Origin of the sequence: Caulobacter sp. (assembly GCF_049283275.1) — a bacterium.
Classification (GTDB): Bacteria; Pseudomonadota; Alphaproteobacteria; order Caulobacterales; family Caulobacteraceae; genus Caulobacter.
In genome coordinates this window covers 1-16,879 of sequence record NZ_JBAPVS010000328.1, presented here as the reverse complement: position 1 = coordinate 16,879, position 16,879 = coordinate 1, and the positions used below count along the sequence as shown (strand labels likewise).

Annotated in this window: 20 protein-coding genes; 9 read left to right on the top strand and 11 right to left on the bottom strand. The window is 67.5% G+C overall.

What is annotated here, in order from left to right; genetic code table 11:
- Positions 1–103: 103 nt before the first annotated feature.
- The 3 genes from xseA (at position 104) to WAL33_RS18740 (ending at position 2,662) form a co-directional block, all read left to right on the top strand.
- Complete coding sequence (gene xseA, locus WAL33_RS18750; protein WP_422183185.1) at positions 104–1,705, top strand: exodeoxyribonuclease VII large subunit; 1,602 nt, start codon at positions 104–106, stop codon at positions 1,703–1,705.
- A gap of 49 nt (positions 1,706–1,754) precedes the next feature.
- Entirely contained in the window at positions 1,755–1,976 is a 222-nt protein-coding gene (locus WAL33_RS18745; protein WP_422183183.1) for a DUF2093 domain-containing protein, read from the top strand.
- Between the two features lie 182 nt (positions 1,977–2,158).
- Positions 2,159–2,662 (top strand): response regulator, encoded by a 504-nt coding sequence (locus WAL33_RS18740; RefSeq protein WP_422183181.1) that lies wholly within the window; start codon positions 2,159–2,161, stop codon positions 2,660–2,662.
- Positions 2,663–2,684: 22 nt separating this feature from the next.
- On the opposite strand, the gene WAL33_RS18735 is transcribed toward WAL33_RS18740, so the two are convergent.
- Positions 2,685–3,611, bottom strand: coding sequence for a lysophospholipid acyltransferase family protein (locus WAL33_RS18735; protein WP_422183179.1), 927 nt, complete (start codon positions 3,609–3,611; stop codon positions 2,685–2,687).
- A 139-nt stretch (positions 3,612–3,750) separates the two neighbouring features.
- On the opposite strand from WAL33_RS18735, the gene WAL33_RS18730 reads away from it, so the two are divergent.
- Positions 3,751–4,134, top strand: coding sequence for a helix-turn-helix domain-containing protein (locus WAL33_RS18730; protein WP_422183177.1), 384 nt, complete (start codon positions 3,751–3,753; stop codon positions 4,132–4,134).
- A gap of 55 nt (positions 4,135–4,189) precedes the next feature.
- Positions 4,190–5,026 carry a histidinol-phosphatase gene (gene hisN, locus WAL33_RS18725; RefSeq protein WP_422183175.1) on the top strand — a complete coding sequence of 279 codons (837 nt, stop codon included), beginning with the start codon at positions 4,190–4,192 and terminating at the stop codon, positions 5,024–5,026.
- On the opposite strand, the gene WAL33_RS18720 is transcribed toward hisN, so the two are convergent.
- From WAL33_RS18720 to WAL33_RS18700, 5 genes are all read right to left on the bottom strand, one after another.
- Complete coding sequence (locus WAL33_RS18720) at positions 5,027–5,977, bottom strand: alpha/beta fold hydrolase (RefSeq protein WP_422183173.1); 951 nt, start codon at positions 5,975–5,977, stop codon at positions 5,027–5,029. It abuts the gene before it with no gap.
- Between the two features lie 3 nt (positions 5,978–5,980).
- Positions 5,981–6,289 carry an SCP2 sterol-binding domain-containing protein gene (locus WAL33_RS18715; protein ID WP_422183172.1) on the bottom strand — a complete coding sequence of 103 codons (309 nt, stop codon included), beginning with the start codon at positions 6,287–6,289 and terminating at the stop codon, positions 5,981–5,983.
- Between the two features lie 90 nt (positions 6,290–6,379).
- Positions 6,380–7,060: a hypothetical protein gene (locus WAL33_RS18710; RefSeq protein WP_422183170.1), complete on the bottom strand. Its 681-nt coding sequence runs from the start codon at positions 7,058–7,060 to the stop codon at positions 6,380–6,382.
- Positions 7,057–7,947 (bottom strand): class I SAM-dependent methyltransferase, encoded by an 891-nt coding sequence (locus WAL33_RS18705; protein ID WP_422183168.1) that lies wholly within the window; start codon positions 7,945–7,947, stop codon positions 7,057–7,059. The genes WAL33_RS18710 and WAL33_RS18705 overlap by 4 nt, the downstream gene beginning before the upstream one ends.
- A gap of 75 nt (positions 7,948–8,022) precedes the next feature.
- The gene (locus WAL33_RS18700) at positions 8,023–8,865 is read right to left on the bottom strand and encodes a class I SAM-dependent methyltransferase (protein ID WP_422183167.1); all 843 of its coding nucleotides are present in this window, start codon (positions 8,863–8,865) and stop codon (positions 8,023–8,025) included.
- 240 nt (positions 8,866–9,105) lie between these two features.
- Here WAL33_RS18700 and WAL33_RS18695 point away from each other — a divergent pair, with 240 nt between their 5' ends.
- Positions 9,106–9,570, top strand: a complete 465-nt coding sequence (locus WAL33_RS18695; protein ID WP_422183165.1) for an Hsp20 family protein — start codon at positions 9,106–9,108, stop codon at positions 9,568–9,570.
- A 153-nt stretch (positions 9,571–9,723) separates the two neighbouring features.
- Here the strand turns inward: WAL33_RS18695 and WAL33_RS18690 are convergent, their stop codons facing one another.
- From WAL33_RS18690 to gpmA, 3 genes are all read right to left on the bottom strand, one after another.
- Complete coding sequence (locus WAL33_RS18690) at positions 9,724–10,986, bottom strand: pentapeptide repeat-containing protein (protein ID WP_422183163.1); 1,263 nt, start codon at positions 10,984–10,986, stop codon at positions 9,724–9,726.
- A 118-nt stretch (positions 10,987–11,104) separates the two neighbouring features.
- Positions 11,105–12,364, bottom strand: a complete 1,260-nt coding sequence (locus WAL33_RS18685; protein WP_422183162.1) for a pentapeptide repeat-containing protein — start codon at positions 12,362–12,364, stop codon at positions 11,105–11,107.
- 122 nt (positions 12,365–12,486) lie between these two features.
- The gene (gpmA, locus tag WAL33_RS18680) at positions 12,487–13,200 is read right to left on the bottom strand and encodes a 2,3-diphosphoglycerate-dependent phosphoglycerate mutase (RefSeq protein WP_422183160.1); all 714 of its coding nucleotides are present in this window, start codon (positions 13,198–13,200) and stop codon (positions 12,487–12,489) included.
- 123 nt (positions 13,201–13,323) lie between these two features.
- On the opposite strand from gpmA, the gene WAL33_RS18675 reads away from it, so the two are divergent.
- Both WAL33_RS18675 and WAL33_RS18670 read left to right on the top strand, forming a co-directional pair.
- A complete protein-coding gene (locus WAL33_RS18675) occupies positions 13,324–13,566 on the top strand; it encodes a hypothetical protein (protein WP_422183158.1) in 243 nt (80 codons plus the stop codon).
- Positions 13,563–14,519, top strand: coding sequence for a KpsF/GutQ family sugar-phosphate isomerase (locus tag WAL33_RS18670; RefSeq protein WP_422183157.1), 957 nt, complete (start codon positions 13,563–13,565; stop codon positions 14,517–14,519). Before WAL33_RS18675 ends, WAL33_RS18670 begins: the two co-directional genes overlap by 4 nt.
- A gap of 22 nt (positions 14,520–14,541) precedes the next feature.
- Here WAL33_RS18670 and upp read toward each other — a convergent pair whose 3' ends face one another.
- On the bottom strand, positions 14,542–15,171 hold the full coding sequence (gene upp, locus WAL33_RS18665; protein ID WP_422183155.1) for a uracil phosphoribosyltransferase: 630 nt from the start codon (positions 15,169–15,171) through the stop codon (positions 14,542–14,544).
- Between the two features lie 90 nt (positions 15,172–15,261).
- Positions 15,262–15,876, bottom strand: coding sequence for a TetR/AcrR family transcriptional regulator (locus WAL33_RS18660; RefSeq protein ID WP_422183153.1), 615 nt, complete (start codon positions 15,874–15,876; stop codon positions 15,262–15,264).
- 113 nt (positions 15,877–15,989) lie between these two features.
- Here WAL33_RS18660 and WAL33_RS18655 point away from each other — a divergent pair.
- Positions 15,990–16,879, top strand: an 890-nt coding sequence (locus WAL33_RS18655; protein ID WP_422183151.1) for an efflux transporter outer membrane subunit, incomplete at its 3' end; no start/stop codon positions are given.

The window sequence follows — 16,879 nt, the reverse complement described above, 5'->3', positions numbered from 1 at the left end:
GATCCTCCCCCTCTGGGGGAGGTGGCCCGGAGGGCCGGAGGGGGTCCCTCCACGCCAACCAGCCATTTCACACCCAACCCCAATCCGTCCTATCTAGAACCCCATGACCGACGCCGACGCCCCTGATTCCAACGCTCAGGCCTATTCCGTCTCGGAACTGGCCTTCGCCCTGAAGCGTACGCTGGAAGACCGCTACAGCTTCGTGCGGCTGCGGGGCGAGCTTTCCAAGGTCACCCACCACTCCAACGGCCACGTCTATCTGACGATCAAGGACGACAAGGCCGCCATCGACGGCGTGGTCTGGAAGGGCAATGTCCGCCAGCTGCAGATCCGGCCCGAGCATGGGCTGGAGGTCATCGTCACCGGCAAGATCACCACCTATCCGGCCGGCTCGCGCTATCAGATCGTCATCGAGACCATGGAGGCGGCCGGGATCGGCGCTCTGCTGGCCCAGCTCGAACGCCTGAAGGCCAAGCTCGCGGCCGAAGGTCTGTTCGCGCCCGAGCACAAGCGCCCCCTGCCCTCGATGCCGGCCGTGGTCGGGGTGATCACCAGCCCGACCGGGGCGGTGATCCGCGACATCCTGCATCGCATCCGCGACCGCTGGCCCTGCCGGGTGCTGGTCTGGCCCTGCGTGGTCCAGGGCGACGCCGCCGCCGGCCAGGTCAGCGCCGCGATCCGCGGCTTCAACGCCATCGCGCCAAGCCACGAAGGAGGGGGTGGCCCCGTGCCGCGTCCCGACATCATCATCGTCGCCCGGGGCGGCGGTTCGGTCGAGGACCTGTGGGCCTTCAACGACGAGGGCCTGGCCCGGACGGTGGCCGAGGGCGTGATCCCGCTGATCTCGGCCGTCGGCCACGAGACCGACACCACCCTGATCGACTTCGTCTCCGACCGCCGCGCCCCGACGCCCACCGCCGCCGCCGAGATGGCCACCCCGGTGCTGGCCGAGTTGCGGGCCCTGGTCAGCGACTATGATCGCCGCCTGAACACCTGCGGCGGCCGCGTGATCGAGGAGCGGCGCACACGACTGATCAGCGCCGCGCGGGGCCTGCCCCGCCCCGCCGACCTGCTGGCCCTGGCCCAACAGCGGCTGGACCTGGCGGTGCGCGGCCTGCCCCGGCTGGACGACCTGACCGCCCCGGCCGAGCGCCGGTTCAAGGAGGTGGCCGCCCGCCTGGACGCGGCCCTGCAGCGCAACACCGACATCCACGCCCGCGACCTGCTGAAGGTCACCGCCCGCCTGTCGCCCGACATCCTGCATCGCCAGCGCGCCGACTGCGGCCGGCGGGTCGAGGACCTGGGCCGGCGGATGGACCTGGCGGCGCGGCGTGTCCCCGAGCGCGTGGCCCAGCATGCCCGGCTGCCGGCCTTGCAGGAGCGGCTGAACGCCGTGACGCGGCGACGGCTGGAGCGCGAGACCGACCGCCTGATCAGCCTGGACAAGCTGCGGGTCTCGCTCGATCCCAACCGGCCATTGGAGCTGGGCTTTGCGTTGGTCTACAAGGCCGACGGCTCGATCGCCCGCTCGGCCGCCGAACTGACCAGCGGCGAGCGCGTGAACCTGAAGTTCAAGGCCGGCGACCGCGACGCGGTGATCGACGGCGAGGGGTCGACACCTGTCCCGCCGGCGCCTGTCGCCGCGCCACGGCCAACGCCCAAACCGAAACCGCCGCCGCCCACCGATCAGGGGAGCCTGTTTTGACGCTGCGCCCCACCTGTTCCCCCGACCTCAACTGGCGTAAAAGAGCCCCATGAACGCGTTCGATCCCAATCTCGGCAAATCCGGCGGCCCGGCCACCCTGCACTACGGCGACGGCGAATTCGCCATCATGAGCCCCGGCCAATACGTGCTGTGCGCGGTCACCAACGCCAGGATTCAGCTGGAGAACCTGCGCTACTGGAGCCCCGAGCTGCAGGAAGCCTATGCTGGCCCGACCGAAGCCCTGAAGCGCTGGCGGGACAGCCAGGGCTAAACCCCGAGATGAGCGGCCAGACGGTTGAAGCGACCTAATCCCTCCTTTCCAGAAGGGGAATAGGTGCAAATACACGCCTGGGGCGAATTTTGTTGCACGAATTCCCCTCACAGGGGATCGACAGCCCTCAAGCTCTACAGTATGCCCGCCATCCCCCTTGCTGTGATGGAGGCCAGTCCCGCATGTCCGCGACGCTCGATCAGCTGCGCTTTTTGCTGGTGGACGACAACCAGCACATGCGGATGATCGTCTCGACGATCCTCAAGGGCGTCGGCGTGAAACGCGTCTTCGAGGCCATCGACGGCGCCGAAGCCCTGCAGGTGGTTCGCGAGCAGCAGATCGACATCGCCATCGTCGACTTCCGGATGGAGCCCCTGGATGGGGTGCAGTTCACCCAATTGGTCCGACAATCGCCAGACAGTCCCGACCCCTTCTTGCCGATCATCATGCTGACAGGCTTCGCCGAGCGGCATCGGGTGCTGGAGGCTCGAGACGCCGGGGTCACCGAGATCGTGGTCAAGCCGGTGACCGCCCGTTCGCTGCTGGACCGGATCAACATCGTGATCTTCAAGCCCCGGCCGTTCATCCGAACCGAGGACTATTTCGGCCCCTGCCGCCGACGCCGGGACGATCCCCGCTATGACGGCCCGCTGCGTCGCCGCAACGAGCGGATGGTGAGGCTTTAAACCTTCCGCCGCCGGAAGGCGCCTAGCCTTCCGTCGCCGCCAAGGCGGCATAGACCTCGTTGGGCCAACGCCGGTGGACCCAGAACCATTCCTGGGGCCGCTCGCGGATGCGCTCCTCCATGAAGGCGTTGATCAGCTTCACCCCCGCCTCGATGTCGGCGACGCGGTCGCCGGTGTCGGGAAGCTGGATCGGGTCGTGGACCACCGCCCGGAAACGCGCGCCCTTGATGCGTTGCACCGACATCGGTTGCAGCACCGTGCCAAAGCGGATCGCCAGGCGCGAGGGTCCCGGCGCCGTGCGCACCGGATGGCCGAAGAACAGGCCCTCGACGCCGTTGTTGAACTTCTGGTCGTTCATCAACGCCACCGAAACGCCGCGCTTCATGGCCTCGAGCAATTCTCGAGCGCCATCTCCACCCTTGGGGGCGAAGAGCCGCACGCCATAGCGGAAGCGGCTGGCCTTTATGCGGTCGTCGACATACGGATTGTTGGCCGCGCGGTAGGTCATCTCGCAGGTGACCCCGGAATCGACGATGGCCGCGGGCATCACCTCCCAGTTCGACAGGTGTCCCGACACAAAGACCACCGGGACCTTGTCGGCGGCGATCTGGAACAGGCGCTCCTGGTTGACCACCTCGACCCGGCCCGTGGACGGCAGGATTTTGTCCATCAACGGGAACTCGGCGAAGGTGCGCCCCAGGCCGTCCCACTGCGCTTTGAGCATGTCCGCGCGCCAGGCCTCGTCCTTGTCCGGAAAGGCCAGTTTCAGATTGCGGGCCGCCACCTTGTGCGCGCCGCTCAGCGGACCAGCGGTGCGGCCCAGCCAGCCGCCGAACGCCGAGGCGGCGTCAACGCCCAGCAAGCGCACGACCCCTATGAAGAGGTCAAAACCCAGCGCTTCCGCGCGCCATAGAAGATCCTGGCCCAAGGGCCGACGCTTATCCGACATGAACCCTTAGTAGCCTGCTTCGTGGAAGAGTGGGACTCGCGGCGCGGATCGACCTGTGCGGTCCGCCCGGCACATGACTTGCGGACGTCGACCCAGTCCGTTCCGTTTCGGGACGGGAACATGAAATCGGGGCGTCATCATGGGCAACGACATTGATGTTTACCTGGGCAAGCGATTGCGACGACGTCGCCGTCTGCTGGGCCTGACTCAACAACAGCTGGCGAGCGCCGTCGGGGTGCGTTTCCAGCAGATTCAGAAGTACGAATGCGGCGCCAACCGCATCTCGGCCGCGCGGCTGTGGCAGCTTTCCGAGGCCCTGGAGGTCCCTGTCGGGTACTTCTATGACGGCCTGTCGGACCGGACGATGATGGAGACCAACATCGAGGCCGAAGGCTGCGAAATGTTCGCCCGCAAGGAGACGCTGGACCTGGTGCGCGCCTATTATCTTCTGGGCGAGCGCCCGCGCCGTCGCCTGCTGGATCTGGCCAAGTCGCTGAACGGCTGCGAACCGATTGACGCCTAGGTCCGAGATCGCGAACGGTGGCGTCCAGTCCAAGAGCGGGCTAAAGCCTCGCCTCATGACCCTCGCCACCGATCACCTCGCCCAGTTCGACGCTTTCGTACTCGACCTCAACCGCGCTTCGGCGGCGGCGATCCTGCCGCTGTTTCGGGCCGACCATGGGTTGGAGGACAAGGGCGCGGGCAAGAACCTGCCCCGCGAAAGCCACGCCGCGTTCGATCCGGTGACGGAAGCCGACCGCGGCGCGGAGGCGGTGATCCGCAAGCTGATCGCCGAACGCTATCCCGAGCACGGGGTGATCGGCGAGGAGTACGGCGAAGACCGCCCGGACGCCGAATTCGTCTGGGTGCTCGACCCGATCGACGGCACGCGCGCCTTCATCTCGGGTCTGCCGCTGTGGACCACCCTGATCGGCCTGCGCCATCAGGGGCGTCCGGTGTTGGGCTCGATCGGCCAGCCTTATACGGGCGAGGTCTTCATCGGCTCGGCGGCCGGTTCGCGCCTGATTTCGCAGGGCTCGGAGCGCGCGATCCAAGTGCGCGAGTGCCCCAAGCTGACCGAGGCGATCATCTCCACCACCGATCCAGACGCCTGCTTCGACGGCGCCGAGCGCGGCGCGTGGCTGCAGGTGCGCGCCGCCGCCAAGCTGGCCCGCCTGGGCTGCGACGCCTACGCCTACGCCATGGTCGCCATGGGCAAGATGGACATGGTCATCGAGGCCGGCTTGAAGTCCTGGGACATCGAGGCGGCTATCCCCCTGATCGAAGGCGCCGGGGGGATCGTCACCGATTGGCGTGGCGAACCGATCGGGCAAGACGGCGGCCAGATGGTGATCTCCGGCGACCGCCGCTGTCTGGACGAGGCGCTGGTGTCGCTGCGACGGTCGGCCAAGTAGCTAGCGAAGCACGGTCTCCACCGTCTCGTCGAACGCCTTCCAGAACACCGCCCGGCGATCGTCGGTCTCGATCAGGATTTCGTGGAAGGCGTCGGGAATCTCGACATAGCGTCCCTTGGGCAGTCGGCCGGCGATCGCCTTCTCGTCGGCGACCAGCACCCGGCTGTCTTGGCCCGCTCCGACGATGATCACGGGGATCGATACGGCCTCGACACCCTTGGAGCGCCGCAGCCAAGCGCAGATCGAAAAGGCGAAATCGGTCCAACCCCAGGTGACGCCGCCCAGGGCGATGTCGGGATTGGCGCGAATCTGGGCCTGGTGGCGAGCGTAACGAGCCGCGTCGTGGGTCAGAGCGTCCTTGGGAAAGGTCTGGGCAAACGGATCGCCGGTGTCGCCCAGCATGTATTCGCCCCTGAACCTTGAGCGGCTCATCAGCCAAGCCAAGCCCCGGGCCGCGCTCGGCGGCCTGCCGCTGGTGTTGAGGCCCAGCATCGGCGCGGACAGCACCGCCGCCGAAAAACGCGCCTCGCCCATGGCCAGGGCCAGAATCACGAGGCTGCCGCCCATGGAGTGCCCCACGGCGATCCAGGGCTTGGGCAGCCGAGCTTCGAACGCGGCCAGCAGCGCATGGTGGTCGGAGAGGAAGTGCTTGAATCCGGCCGCGTGGCCTTTGAGCCGATCCGGCAGGGCGCGATGCGAAAGCCCCTGACCCCGCCAGTCATGGATCAGGACGACGAAACCCCGGTCCAGCAGGTCCTGCACGACCTCGAAATATTTCTCGATCGGCTCGCTGCGGCCGGGACTGACCACCACCGAGCCGCGGGGCGGGCCTTCCGGCGAAAAGAGCGCGGCGCGGAGGGTCGCCCCATCCGCGCCGTTGAACCATTCGGCCTTTCCATGGTCGGGGATCGGCGCCTCGGGGATCGAGACCAGCGGCGCCGCATCCCCCATGGATCAACGCATCTTCGCGAACAGGGCCGCCATCTTCGACTGCAGGGCCATGGCCACGCCCATGTCCGACAGCTTCAGCTTGCCGGTCATCACCGCCATGGTCGGATCCAGCGAGCCGGCGCCGATGGCCAGCAGGTCGTCCAACGACAGGGTCATGGTCAGGTCGGCCGGCTTGTCTTCATTGGTGACCGATCCGCCGTCGATATGGATGACGCCGGTGTCCTTCAGATCGAACTTCAGGCTCTTGCCAAGGCCGCTGTCGTCGCCGACGGCGCCTTTGATACGATCGGTGATTTCCTGCAACGTAGCCATAAGCGCGTCTCCCTCTGTGGCGCGTGGATTCTGGGCGGCAGACTGGCCGCTGGATCGCGGCGAGTAAACACTGTTCAGACGCGCCGGCCGCTATTTCTTCGCGACGTAATAATCCACCGCTGACGGGGTTTTAGCCAAACGGACGCGGGACGCGCCTTTGAATTGGCCGGGCTCGAAGACAACCGCCCCCGCATCGGCCGGCAGAGGCTTGGAGCTTCCGTTGGGGAAGATCGCCACGCCGGAATCGGCGGCCAGGAATTTCAGCCCGTCCATGTGCGGGGCCATCATGGCCATGAGACCGGCGGCCTTGCGAATGGCCCGGTTGGAGTCCTCGACCGTGGCGACCAGCTCTCGCGCATCGTACTCGGCGGCGGGTTTGAGCACCGGATCGAGCAGCATCGACGAACCCAGCTTGGTGTCGGCGGGAACATCGAAGCTGACCTGAGCCTTGGCCTGAAGTTGGGCCAGGGTGGGCATGCGCTCGAACCGCCCCTCGCCGTCGATCGGCAGCGGCGTGCGCACGCCGCCGGCCTCGATCAAGGTCGCCTTGAGTCCGGCCGCCCGCTTGCCGTCGCGCAGGAGGGCATAGCTGAGCTTGATCCTGGAGCGCTCGGCGGCCGGTAATTTGAGAAAAGCTTCCAGGAACGAAAAGACCTTGGTGGCGGGCGCGATCTTGCCACCGTCAGCCCGAACCGCGGACGGGATCGTGGAAACCAGCGTCAGGGCGGCCAGGGTTGAAGCGACGGCGCGCCTGTTCGGATCCCCGCTCATTTCGGCCTCACGAATTTCAGGGTCATGCGGTCGCTCTCTCCGATGGCGTCGTATTTGGCGTGGTCGAAACCGGGCTCGGCCGGCTCGCCGCGCGGCGCCGACAGCCGGGTCGGCGGCAAGGTCCAGACACCGAACGGGTGATCCTTGGTGTCCTTGGGATTGGCGTTGATCTCGCTTTCGCCCGCCAGGACGAAGCCGGCCTCCTTGGCCATTTCGATCACATAGGCCTGCTGCACATAGCCGTCCGCGGCCAGCACGTCCTGGACCCGTCCGGGCTCGCCGCGATGCTCCTCGACGCCCAGGACGCCGCCGGGCTTGAGCGCGGTCAGGGCCTCCCGGAAAGCCTTCTCGGCCAGGCCCGCCGCCATCCAGTTGTGCAGGTTGCGCAGGAACAGGACCAGGTCGGCCGATCCCGCCGGCGCCGCCGGGCCGCTGGTCGGCCCGAAGGCCGTGATGACCACCTCGCCGTACAGCTTCCTCTTGTCGGCGAGCTTGCGCTGATATTCCTCGACCGCCGCCTTGGCGCTGGGATCGTCCGGCAGATCGGTCTGCAGCGAGGCGGCGTAGAGCTTGCCGCCGGTGGCGGCCAGATAAGGGGCGAGAATGTCGGTGTACCAGCCGGCGCCGGGCCAGAACTCGACCACGGTCTGGCCCGGCTTGAGCCCCCAGAACTCCAGGCTCTCGACGGGATGACGCCAGACATCGCGGGCCTTGTCGGCGGGTGAGCGCCAGTCGCCCTCGGTGGCGTCCTTCAGAGTCATGACGCCGGTCGCGGCCGCCGGCTTGGCTGGGTCCGGCTTGGCCGCCTTGCGGCCGCATCCCGCCAGGCTCAGGGCGGCGGCGCCCGTCAGCAGCCCGCGCCGCGACCATCGAAGTCCTGAACTCATGCCGCCACCCACCATCATTTCAGAGCCCGATCATGCACGCGACCTTGGCGAAACTTCGCCCGGACCGACCAGGTCTCAGCCCGGCTTGCGGAACCGCAGCGTCATGCGGTCGCTCTCGCCGATGGCGTCATACTTCGTGCGGTCGAATGTCGGATCGGCCGGCTGGCCGCTCGGCGCGGTCTGTTTGGTCGGTGGCAAGGTCCAGACTCCGAACGGATGGTCCTTGGTGTCCTTGGGATTGGCGTTGATCTCGGACTTGGCGTCGAGCTTGAAACCGGCCTTCTCCGCCAAGGCCACCACCGTCGCCGTCGCCAGATAGCCGTCCGCGCCCTTGTCGCTCTCCGCCTTGGGATCGGCGCGATGGTCCTCGACCGCCAGGATCCCGCCGGGCTTCAGTACGGCGAAGAAGTCGGCGAAGATCTTGTCGGCCACGCCCGGCTGGACAGTCCAGTTGTGGACGTTACGCGCGGTCAGGACCAGATCGGCCGAACCCGCCGCGCCCAAGGGCCCGGCGACCGGTCCGAAGTTCACGAACCGCACGGTCCCGTACTTGGCGGGGTCCATGAAGCGCGTCTCGAAGTTCGCCCTGCCCTTGCGGGCTCCGTCCGAGATCTTCGGATTGGCCAGATCGGCGAGACCGGCGACATAGGTTCCGCCGGTGGCCTTGGCGTAGGGCGCCAGGATTTCCGTCCAATAGCCACCGCCCGGCGACACCTCGATCACGGTCTGCTTGGGCTTCAGCCCCCAGAAGCTGAGGCTCTCGTAAGGATGGCGGGCGCCGTCGCGGGCCAGGTTGGCCGGCGTGCGGTCAGGCGAAGCGACGGCCGCCTGCAGCGCCGCGTCGGCGGCGAACACCGGCGAAGCGGAAAGGCAGAACGTCGCGGCGGCGAGAAGGAAAAGATGGCGGCGGCAGGTCATCGTCGGAGCTCTCCAAGGCGGGGCCGGAAGCCGGTGAACCGACCTTAGCTGTGGCCGAACACCGATCAAGCGATTCACCGTCAAGCCGCACATTCAACCCCTTGAAGTCGAAAAACGGCTCACCACCTTGACCTCGAAGGCGCCGGAAATCTGGGCCTTCCAGACCGCCGGCGACGCCAAATCGGGTCGCCAAGGGTTTGAACGGATTGAACAACCTTGCTTGAAAAGAAGGATGTGACCATGCGTACGATCGACCTGTCCCCCCTGTATCGCTCCGTCGTCGGTTTCGACCGGCTGGCCGCCCTCCTGGACGCCGCCGCCTCGAACGAGGCCGCTTCGGGCTACCCCCCCTATAATATCGAGCGCACCGCCGAGAACGCGTACCGCATCGAGATCGCCGTCGCCGGCTTCAAGTCGGAAGAACTCGGCATCGAGGTGAAGGAAAACCTTCTCACCGTCACCGGCCGCAAGCCGGCCAATGACGAAGCCAAGCGCTACCTCCATCGCGGCCTGGCCGAGCGCAATTTCGAGCGCCGCTTCCAGCTGGCCGACTACGTGATCGTGACCGACGCGGCCCTGTCGGACGGCCTGCTGTCCATCTCGCTGAAGCGCGAACTGCCCGAGGCCCTCAAGCCCCGCACGATCGAGATCAAGTCGACCTCGCCGCTGATCGAAGGCAAGCCCCAAGACGAAAAGGCAGCCTAACGCCGCCCTCGAACGTTAACCCATCACCCCTCTAGACTTTCAGGGCGGCGCCGTCAGGCGCCGCCCTTTCCTTTTGGCGCGATGAGGACGGGGTTCGCACGGGCGGACTCAGCGAGGCCCGGCCGTTCCGACGTTTCATCCAACGGATCGCCTCTAGGCCGGCGTGAAATCCAGACCCTGAACCTGGGTCAGGTCGCAGCCCCGCAGGCTGGCCTTCGACAGCCGCGCGCCTGTGAAGTCAGCGCCCTGCAGATCGGCGCCGTCGAACACAGCTTCGCTCAGATCGGCGGCCTGGAGCAGGGCGTAGCGCAGACGCGCCGACTTCAAGATGACCAGCGTCTTGCGTTCCGGTCCAAGCGGCAGCGGTGACAGGAAGGCCTGGCGCAGGTCGGCCTTGGTCAGATTGGCCCCCGACAGCTTGGCGCCCCGCAGGTCAGCGCCGCGCAGATTGGCCATGCGCAGGTCGGCGTTCTGAAGATTGGCCCCTTGCAGTTGGGCCCCGGACAGGTCGATGCCGACCATGCAGGCGCCCGAAGCGTTCATCGCCGTCAGTCGCAGGCCCTTGAGCCGATCGCCGAGCGGACGCAGGTCCTCGCCGTCCAGGCGGGCGGGCTCGCCCTCCTTGCCGCCGGTCTTGCACCAGGACTGGTTGGCCAGGCAGCGCCGGTGGATTTCCTCGACGCGCGAAAGCGCCCGTTCGGTCGGGTCCCTCAGGCAGTCCTGCATCGCCGCCCCGGCGGTGCGAGCGGTGGACGTGTCGACGCCCGCCATCACCGCGCCCGTGAAATTGACCCCCTCGAGGTTGGCGCCCCTCACGTCCGCGCCGTCCAGAATGGCTCCGCTCAGATTGGCTTCCTTGAGGTTCGCCCCAACCAGCTTGGCCCCGCGCAGCGAGCAATCGCTGAAGTCGGCCTTGAAAGCCGACACGCCGGAAAATTGCGATCCGTCCAGCGTGGCGCCCGAGAAATTCACCTCGTCGACCTCGCCGCTGCGGGCCTGATGGCGCAGGGTCTCAAGCCCCTTGCGCGGGTGAGGAATAGCCACCTGCCCTTCCCGGAAATCGGCCTGGGTCAGGTCGGCCTGCGCCATGTTCGCGCCGCGCAGGCAAACCCCGCGCAGGTCGGCGCGAACCAGAACGGCCTGACGCAGATCGGCCTTGCGCAAGTCGGCGCCGAACATATTGGCCCGTTCCAGCCGCGTGCGGACCATGCGGCAACCGTCGAGAATGGAAGCGGAGAAGTCGGCGTCGGCCAGGTTGCGGAACGACAGATCCAGACCCGACAGGTTCATGAACCTCAGCGAAGCCCGCTTGCCGCCCTGTTTGCCCGTAACGAACTTCTCGTGCGCGGACACGATCATGTCGAGCTCGGCTTGGCTAAGACGCCGCCGTCCCGCAATGTTCTGCGCCGCGCTCATATCTTCCGCTTGTCCTCGAAAAACCCATTGATCACACCGGGATACCGGCGATCGACGAGCGAAGCGTTAAGGGCGCGCCGATTTGTCGCAACTTTCGCGAATTGGCGCTGATCGCCGTCTAGATCAGCTCGTCCAAGCCGCGTGCGCCCAGGCGAATGGCGCCGGTGATGTCGACGTCCTTGAGCAGGGCGTTGGTGAAGTTGGCGCGCGAGAGGTCGGCGCCGTTCAGGCAGGCTTGGCGCAGGTCCGCCCGAGCCAGATCGGCATTGGTCAGAAGCGCCCCGGTCAGGTCGCTGGGCAGCAGGCGGTCGCGGCCGATCAGCAGCGGACCCAGTTGGGCCTCGCGCAGGTCCGACCCCGTGAGCTTGGCGCCCTTGAGCCGCGCCCCGCGCAGATCGGCCCGACGCAGGTTGCACGATCGAAGGTCGGCGCCTTCCAGCTGCGCGCCCTGCATCTGCACGCTTTCCATGTCCAGGCCGTAGAACACCGCCCCCTTGGCCGAAAGGGCGGTCAGGTTGAAGCCGCGGACGGATTTCAGGTTGCGCAGGTCGGCCTTGTCGAACACCGAAGGCTTGCCCTCGTCGCCGCCCGTCTCGCACCAGCGGGCATGATCGGCGATCATCTGCTCATAGGGCATCTCGGACACATCCTTGCCCGACGCCTTGTCGGTCAAGGCGCCGTCCATGTTGGTGTCGTTGATGTTCCACGACATGGTCTTGGCGCCGACCAGGACCGTGTTGCGCAGATCGGCCCCGAACAGATTGGCGCCCGACAGGTCGGCGCCGGCCAGGTTGGCGCCGTTGAAATTGGCCTGTTTGAGGTTGGCCCGCACCAGTTTGGCGTCCTTGAGGATCGCGTCGCTGAAGTCGGCCTTGGTGGCGATGATGCCCGACAGGCGCGAGCGCTCCAGGTTGGCGCCGGCCAGGATAGCGCCGGTCGCCTGGGCCTCGCGCTGCTGGGGCTCGACGATGCGATAGCCTTCCTTGCGGTCGGCGGCGGCGATCTGGCCCTCGCGCAGATCGGCCTCGAACAGATCGGCTCCGGTCAGGTTGGCGCCGCGCAGGCTGGACCCGCGCAGGTCGGTGCGGCGCATCGAAGCGTCGGTCAGGTCGGAGCCCGCCATGTCCGCGCCGTACATCGCGGCGTTGTCGAGCTTGGCGCGCCGCATGTCGCAGCCGACCATCAGGGCGCCGGTGAAGTCGGCGTCGCACAGATTGCGGCCTGTGACCGACAGGCCCGACAGATCGCAGAAAGCAAAGACCGCTCGAGCGCCGCCCATCCGAGCCGACCACAGGCGGTCATGCTTGGCGCAGATCACGTCGACATCGTGCTGCGTCAGGCGCTTGTGCTCTTGGCCTGCCGCGGGAGGGGCGTTCATGACGGCTCGTATCGACTCCCCGAAGGGCTAGAACCGTACAATGCGCGAACGGCATTAACGCTGCGTTTCCAAGCCCTTCACGACACCGGAGGCGCTCGCCCGGAGTGCCCCGAAACGTCGGTTCAGCGCGCCGCCGGCAGCGGCTGGGCCCTGCTTTCGTCGAGGTAACGCGCACCGGTCGGCTTGAGGGCGCCGTCCAGGTCGATGACCAGCGGATTGCCGGTGGGGATCTCGACATGGACGATGTCGGCGTCGGGGACGTTGAACAGGTGCTTGACGATGGCCCGCAGCGAATTGCCGTGGGCGGCCACAAGGATCGTCTCGCCAGCCATCAGCTTGGGCGCGATGGCCGCTTCCCAGTAGGGCAGCACACGCACCAGGGTGGTCTTCAGGCTTTCGGTGCCGGGCAGGTCCTTGCCCGCATAGCGTCGATCCTTGCTGAAGTCGTACTCCCCGCCCGGGGCCAGTTCCGGCGGCGGGATGTCGTAGGACCGGCGCCAGATGTTGACCTGTTCCTCACCGTGTTTTTCGGCGGTCTCGGCCTTGTTCAGCCCGGTCAGGCCGCCGTAGTGGCGCTCGTTCAGGCGCCAGTCCTTGGTGACGGGGACAAAGCTCTGGCCGGCCGCGTCCAGCGCGAGATTGCAGGTGCGGATGGCGCGCGTCTGGACCGAGGTGAAGGCCTCGTCGATGTCGACGCCGGCGGCCTTGATCAGCTCGCCGCCCTTGCGAGCCTGGGCCTCACCCTCGGCGGTCAGATCGACATCGACCCAACCGGTGAAACGGTTTTCGAGATTCCATTGGCTCTGGCCGTGGCGGAGCAGGACGAGAACAGGCATTGGACCTCCAGGATATGTCGCAGGGCGGGCTAAGCTGCGGTCGGCCCCGCGTCAAGCGCTGCCGCCTCCGTCTTGCCGTTCTCTCGCCCTTCTCTCCTTTGGGGGGCATGCTATAGGCAGGCCATGCCTGATCGCATCTTCATGCCCTTCCTGGCGCTCATCGGCCTTGCCCTGGTCGCGCTTTCCCTCGTCTGGCCGCAGGGCTACGGCGCCCGCTCGCCAGGGCCGTTCGGCTCGGTCCCGATCCAACAGAGGCAGGAAATGCGCGTGAAGATCCAACGCGAGAAGGACGCGGCCGCCCTTCGCGATCAACGGGCCCGCGAACTGGTGAGCGAGGCCCGCGCCGCGGCGGCGACCGCGCCATGAGCGTCTTCGACGCGATCGCCGTGGGCCAGCGGGTGCTGAACGCGGAGTCCCAGGCTCTGACCTTGCTGTCGACCGCCCTTGATGATTCGTTCGTCCGCGCCGTCGAGGCCCTGTTCGACGCCAAGGGCCGAGTGGTCTGCACGGGCATCGGCAAGTCCGGCCACGTGGCCCGCAAGATCGCCGCCACCCTGGCCTCGACCGGCTCGCCGGCCATGTTCGTGCACGCGGCGGAAGCCAGCCACGGCGACCTGGGCATGATCGGCCAGGGCGACGTGGTGCTGGCCCTGTCCAAGTCCGGTGAAGCGCGCGAGCTGTCCGACAGCCTGGCCTACGCCAAGCGGTTCTCGATCCCGCTGATCGCCATCACCGCCGTCGCCGACAGCCAGCTGGGCCGGGCGGCCGACATCCTGCTGCTGCTGCCCGACGCGCCGGAAGCCACGGCGGAGGTCAACGCCCCGACCACCTCCACCACCCTGCAGATCGCCTTGGGCGACGCCCTGGCCGTGGCCCTGCTGGAGCGGCGCGGCTTCACCGCCAGCGATTTCCGCGTCTTCCATCCCGGCGGCAAGCTGGGCGCCATGCTGCGCACGGTGGGCGACCTGATGCACGGTGAGGACGAAGTGCCCCTGACCCGTGAGGACGCCCCGATGCCCGAGGCGCTGCTGGTGATGAGCGAAAAGCGGTTCGGCGCGGTCGGGGTGGTCGCTCCGGACGGCGCGCTCAGCGGCCTGATCACCGACGGCGATCTGCGCCGCCATATGGACGGACTGATGAGCCACGTGGCCAGCGAGGTCATGACCCGCGCCCCGCTGACCATAGCGCCCGGCGCCCTGGCGGCCGAGGCGCTGAAGGTGATGAACGAGCGGCGCATCACCGTGCTGTTCGTCGTCGATCAGAACCGCCCGGTCGGCATCCTGCATGTCCACGACCTGCTGCGAGCCGGCGTGGCCTGACGAGCGGGGCCTTGCGCCGAGTCTAACGCGTGCCGAAGGTCCGATCGCCGGCGTCGCCCAGCCCGGGCACGATGTAGCCGTGATCGTTCAGCTCGGCGTCCACCGCCGCCGCCCAGATCGGCACGTCGGGATGCGCGGCGCGCAGGGTTTCGACGCCCTGGACCGAAGCCACCAGGCAGACGAAGCGCAGGTCGGTGACGCCGGAGCGCTTGAGCAGATTCAGGGCGGCGACCGCCGTGTGGCCGGTCGCCAGCATCGGGTCGACGACGATGACCAGGCGGTCGGCGATGTCCTCGGGCGTCTTGTAGTAATATTCCACCGCCTCCAGCGAGGCCGGGTCGCGGAACAGGCCGATGTGCGCCACCCGCGCCGAAGGCACCAGGTCCAGCATGCCCTCGGCCATGCCCAGTCCGGCGCGCAGGATCGGCGCGAAGACCAGCTTCTTGCCCGAGATCTCCTCGGCCTTGGTCGGGGCCACCGGCGTCTCGATCTCGACGGTGTGGGTCGGCAGGGCGCGGGTGACCTCGTAGCAGAGCAAGGTCGCCGTCTCGCGCATCAGGGCGCGAAAGGTCTTGGTCGAGGTCTGCTTGTCGCGCATCCGGGTCAGCTTGTGGCGGACCAGGGGGTGGTCGACGATCGTGACGCCTTGCATGGCCAAGCTTTCCTCTAGCGGAGCGCCGAACGACCGCGCCTCCGCGGGACCAAGTGCCGCCTTACGCCTCCCGCGCCAAGCGGAAATCGCCTAACGACGGGTTCCGTAGGCGGCCAGGAACATGTCGACCGCCGGCAGCACCTCGCGATCGATTTCCTCGGGCGTCGGCTCGGCCATGGCGTTGCACAGCCGGGCCTTCAGCATGTGGTTCTGGCACAGGCCGATGAACTGCCGCGCGGCGTGGACCGGGTCGTCGATCTTCAGCTGCCCGCCGTCGACCGCCTTCTGCAGCACCGCGCCCAGCCGCTTCGATCCGCTCCGGGGACCGGCCTCGTAGAACGCATGGCCGATCTCCGGCGTGCGCTGGGCCTCGGCGACGATCACCCGGAAATTGGCCATGCTGAAATCGCTCAGCACGATCGACAGATAAATGCGCCCGGTCTTGATCAGGGCCTCGCGGATGTCGCCCAGCTCGGATTCGATCTCGAACATGGCGTCGCGCTGCCAGGCGCAGTGGCGCACCACATAGGCGGCGAACAGCTCTTCCTTGTTCTTGAAGTAGTTGTAGAGCGTGCCCTTGGATCCGCCGACCCGCGCGGCGATCGTCGACATGGACGCGTTGGCGTAGCCCTCCTCCAGGAACACGTCGCTGGCGACGTCCAGGATGGCTTCGCGGCGGGCGTCTCGGTCGAGACGCGGTCTCATCACGTCCTGCATCATTTCTTTTCCTTCGGTGCCCCCCTTGATCCCGTCAAGCTGCTGGTTATATGACCGCCACTATATGACCGTACAGTACGGTCAATTCAAGGTCGGCGCTCATGACTTCCAACGCCCTGAACAAGCCCTTCGCTTCCAAATTCCCAGGATCTCGCGAGGTCGGCGCCACCGTCTCGATCCTTCTGGCCGCCCTGCTGACCAGCGCCTGCGCCACCATGCCGTCCGCTACGCCCGCCCAGGTCGCCAAGGCCCCTGAAGCTTACGCCACGGCCCGGACCCTGGCCGTCTCGAACACCGCCGCCTGGCCGGTCGACGCCTGGTGGAAGGCCTATGGCGACGCCCAGCTGGACGCCCTGGTCGACGAGGCCCTGACGGGCTCGCCCACCCTGGCCCAGGCCGAGGCCCGCCTGCGCCGGGCCCAAGCCCTGGCCAACCAGGCCAAGGCCGCGCAGTTGCCCAGCGTCGGCGCGAACGGCGGTGTCGAACGCGCCAAGCAGAGCTACAACAACGGCATCCCCGCCGACTTCGTGCCCCAAGGCTACAACGACTACGGCAGGCTGAGCCTGGACTTCAGCTGGGAGCTGGACTTCTGGGGCAAGAACCGCGCGGCGGTCGCCGCCGCGACCTCGGAGGCCAGGGCCGCCCAGGCCGACGCCGCCCAGGCCCGCCTGATGCTGGCCACCTCGGTCGCCGCGTCCTATGCGGACCTCGCCCGCCTCTACGCCGAGCGCGACGTGGCCGAACGGTCAGTGGCCCTGCGGCAGGAAACCCTGACACTGGTCAGCGATCGGGTGACCAACGGCCTCGACACGCGCGGCGAGCTGCGCCAGGCCGAGGCCGGTCCGCCCAACGCGCGCGCCGAACTGGCCGCCATTGACGAACAGATCGCCCAGACCCGCAACGGCCTGGCGGCTCTGCTGGGCGCCGGCCCCGACCGCGGCCTGGCCATCGCCCGCCCCTCGGTCGCCAGCCTCAAGCCGTTCGGCCTGCC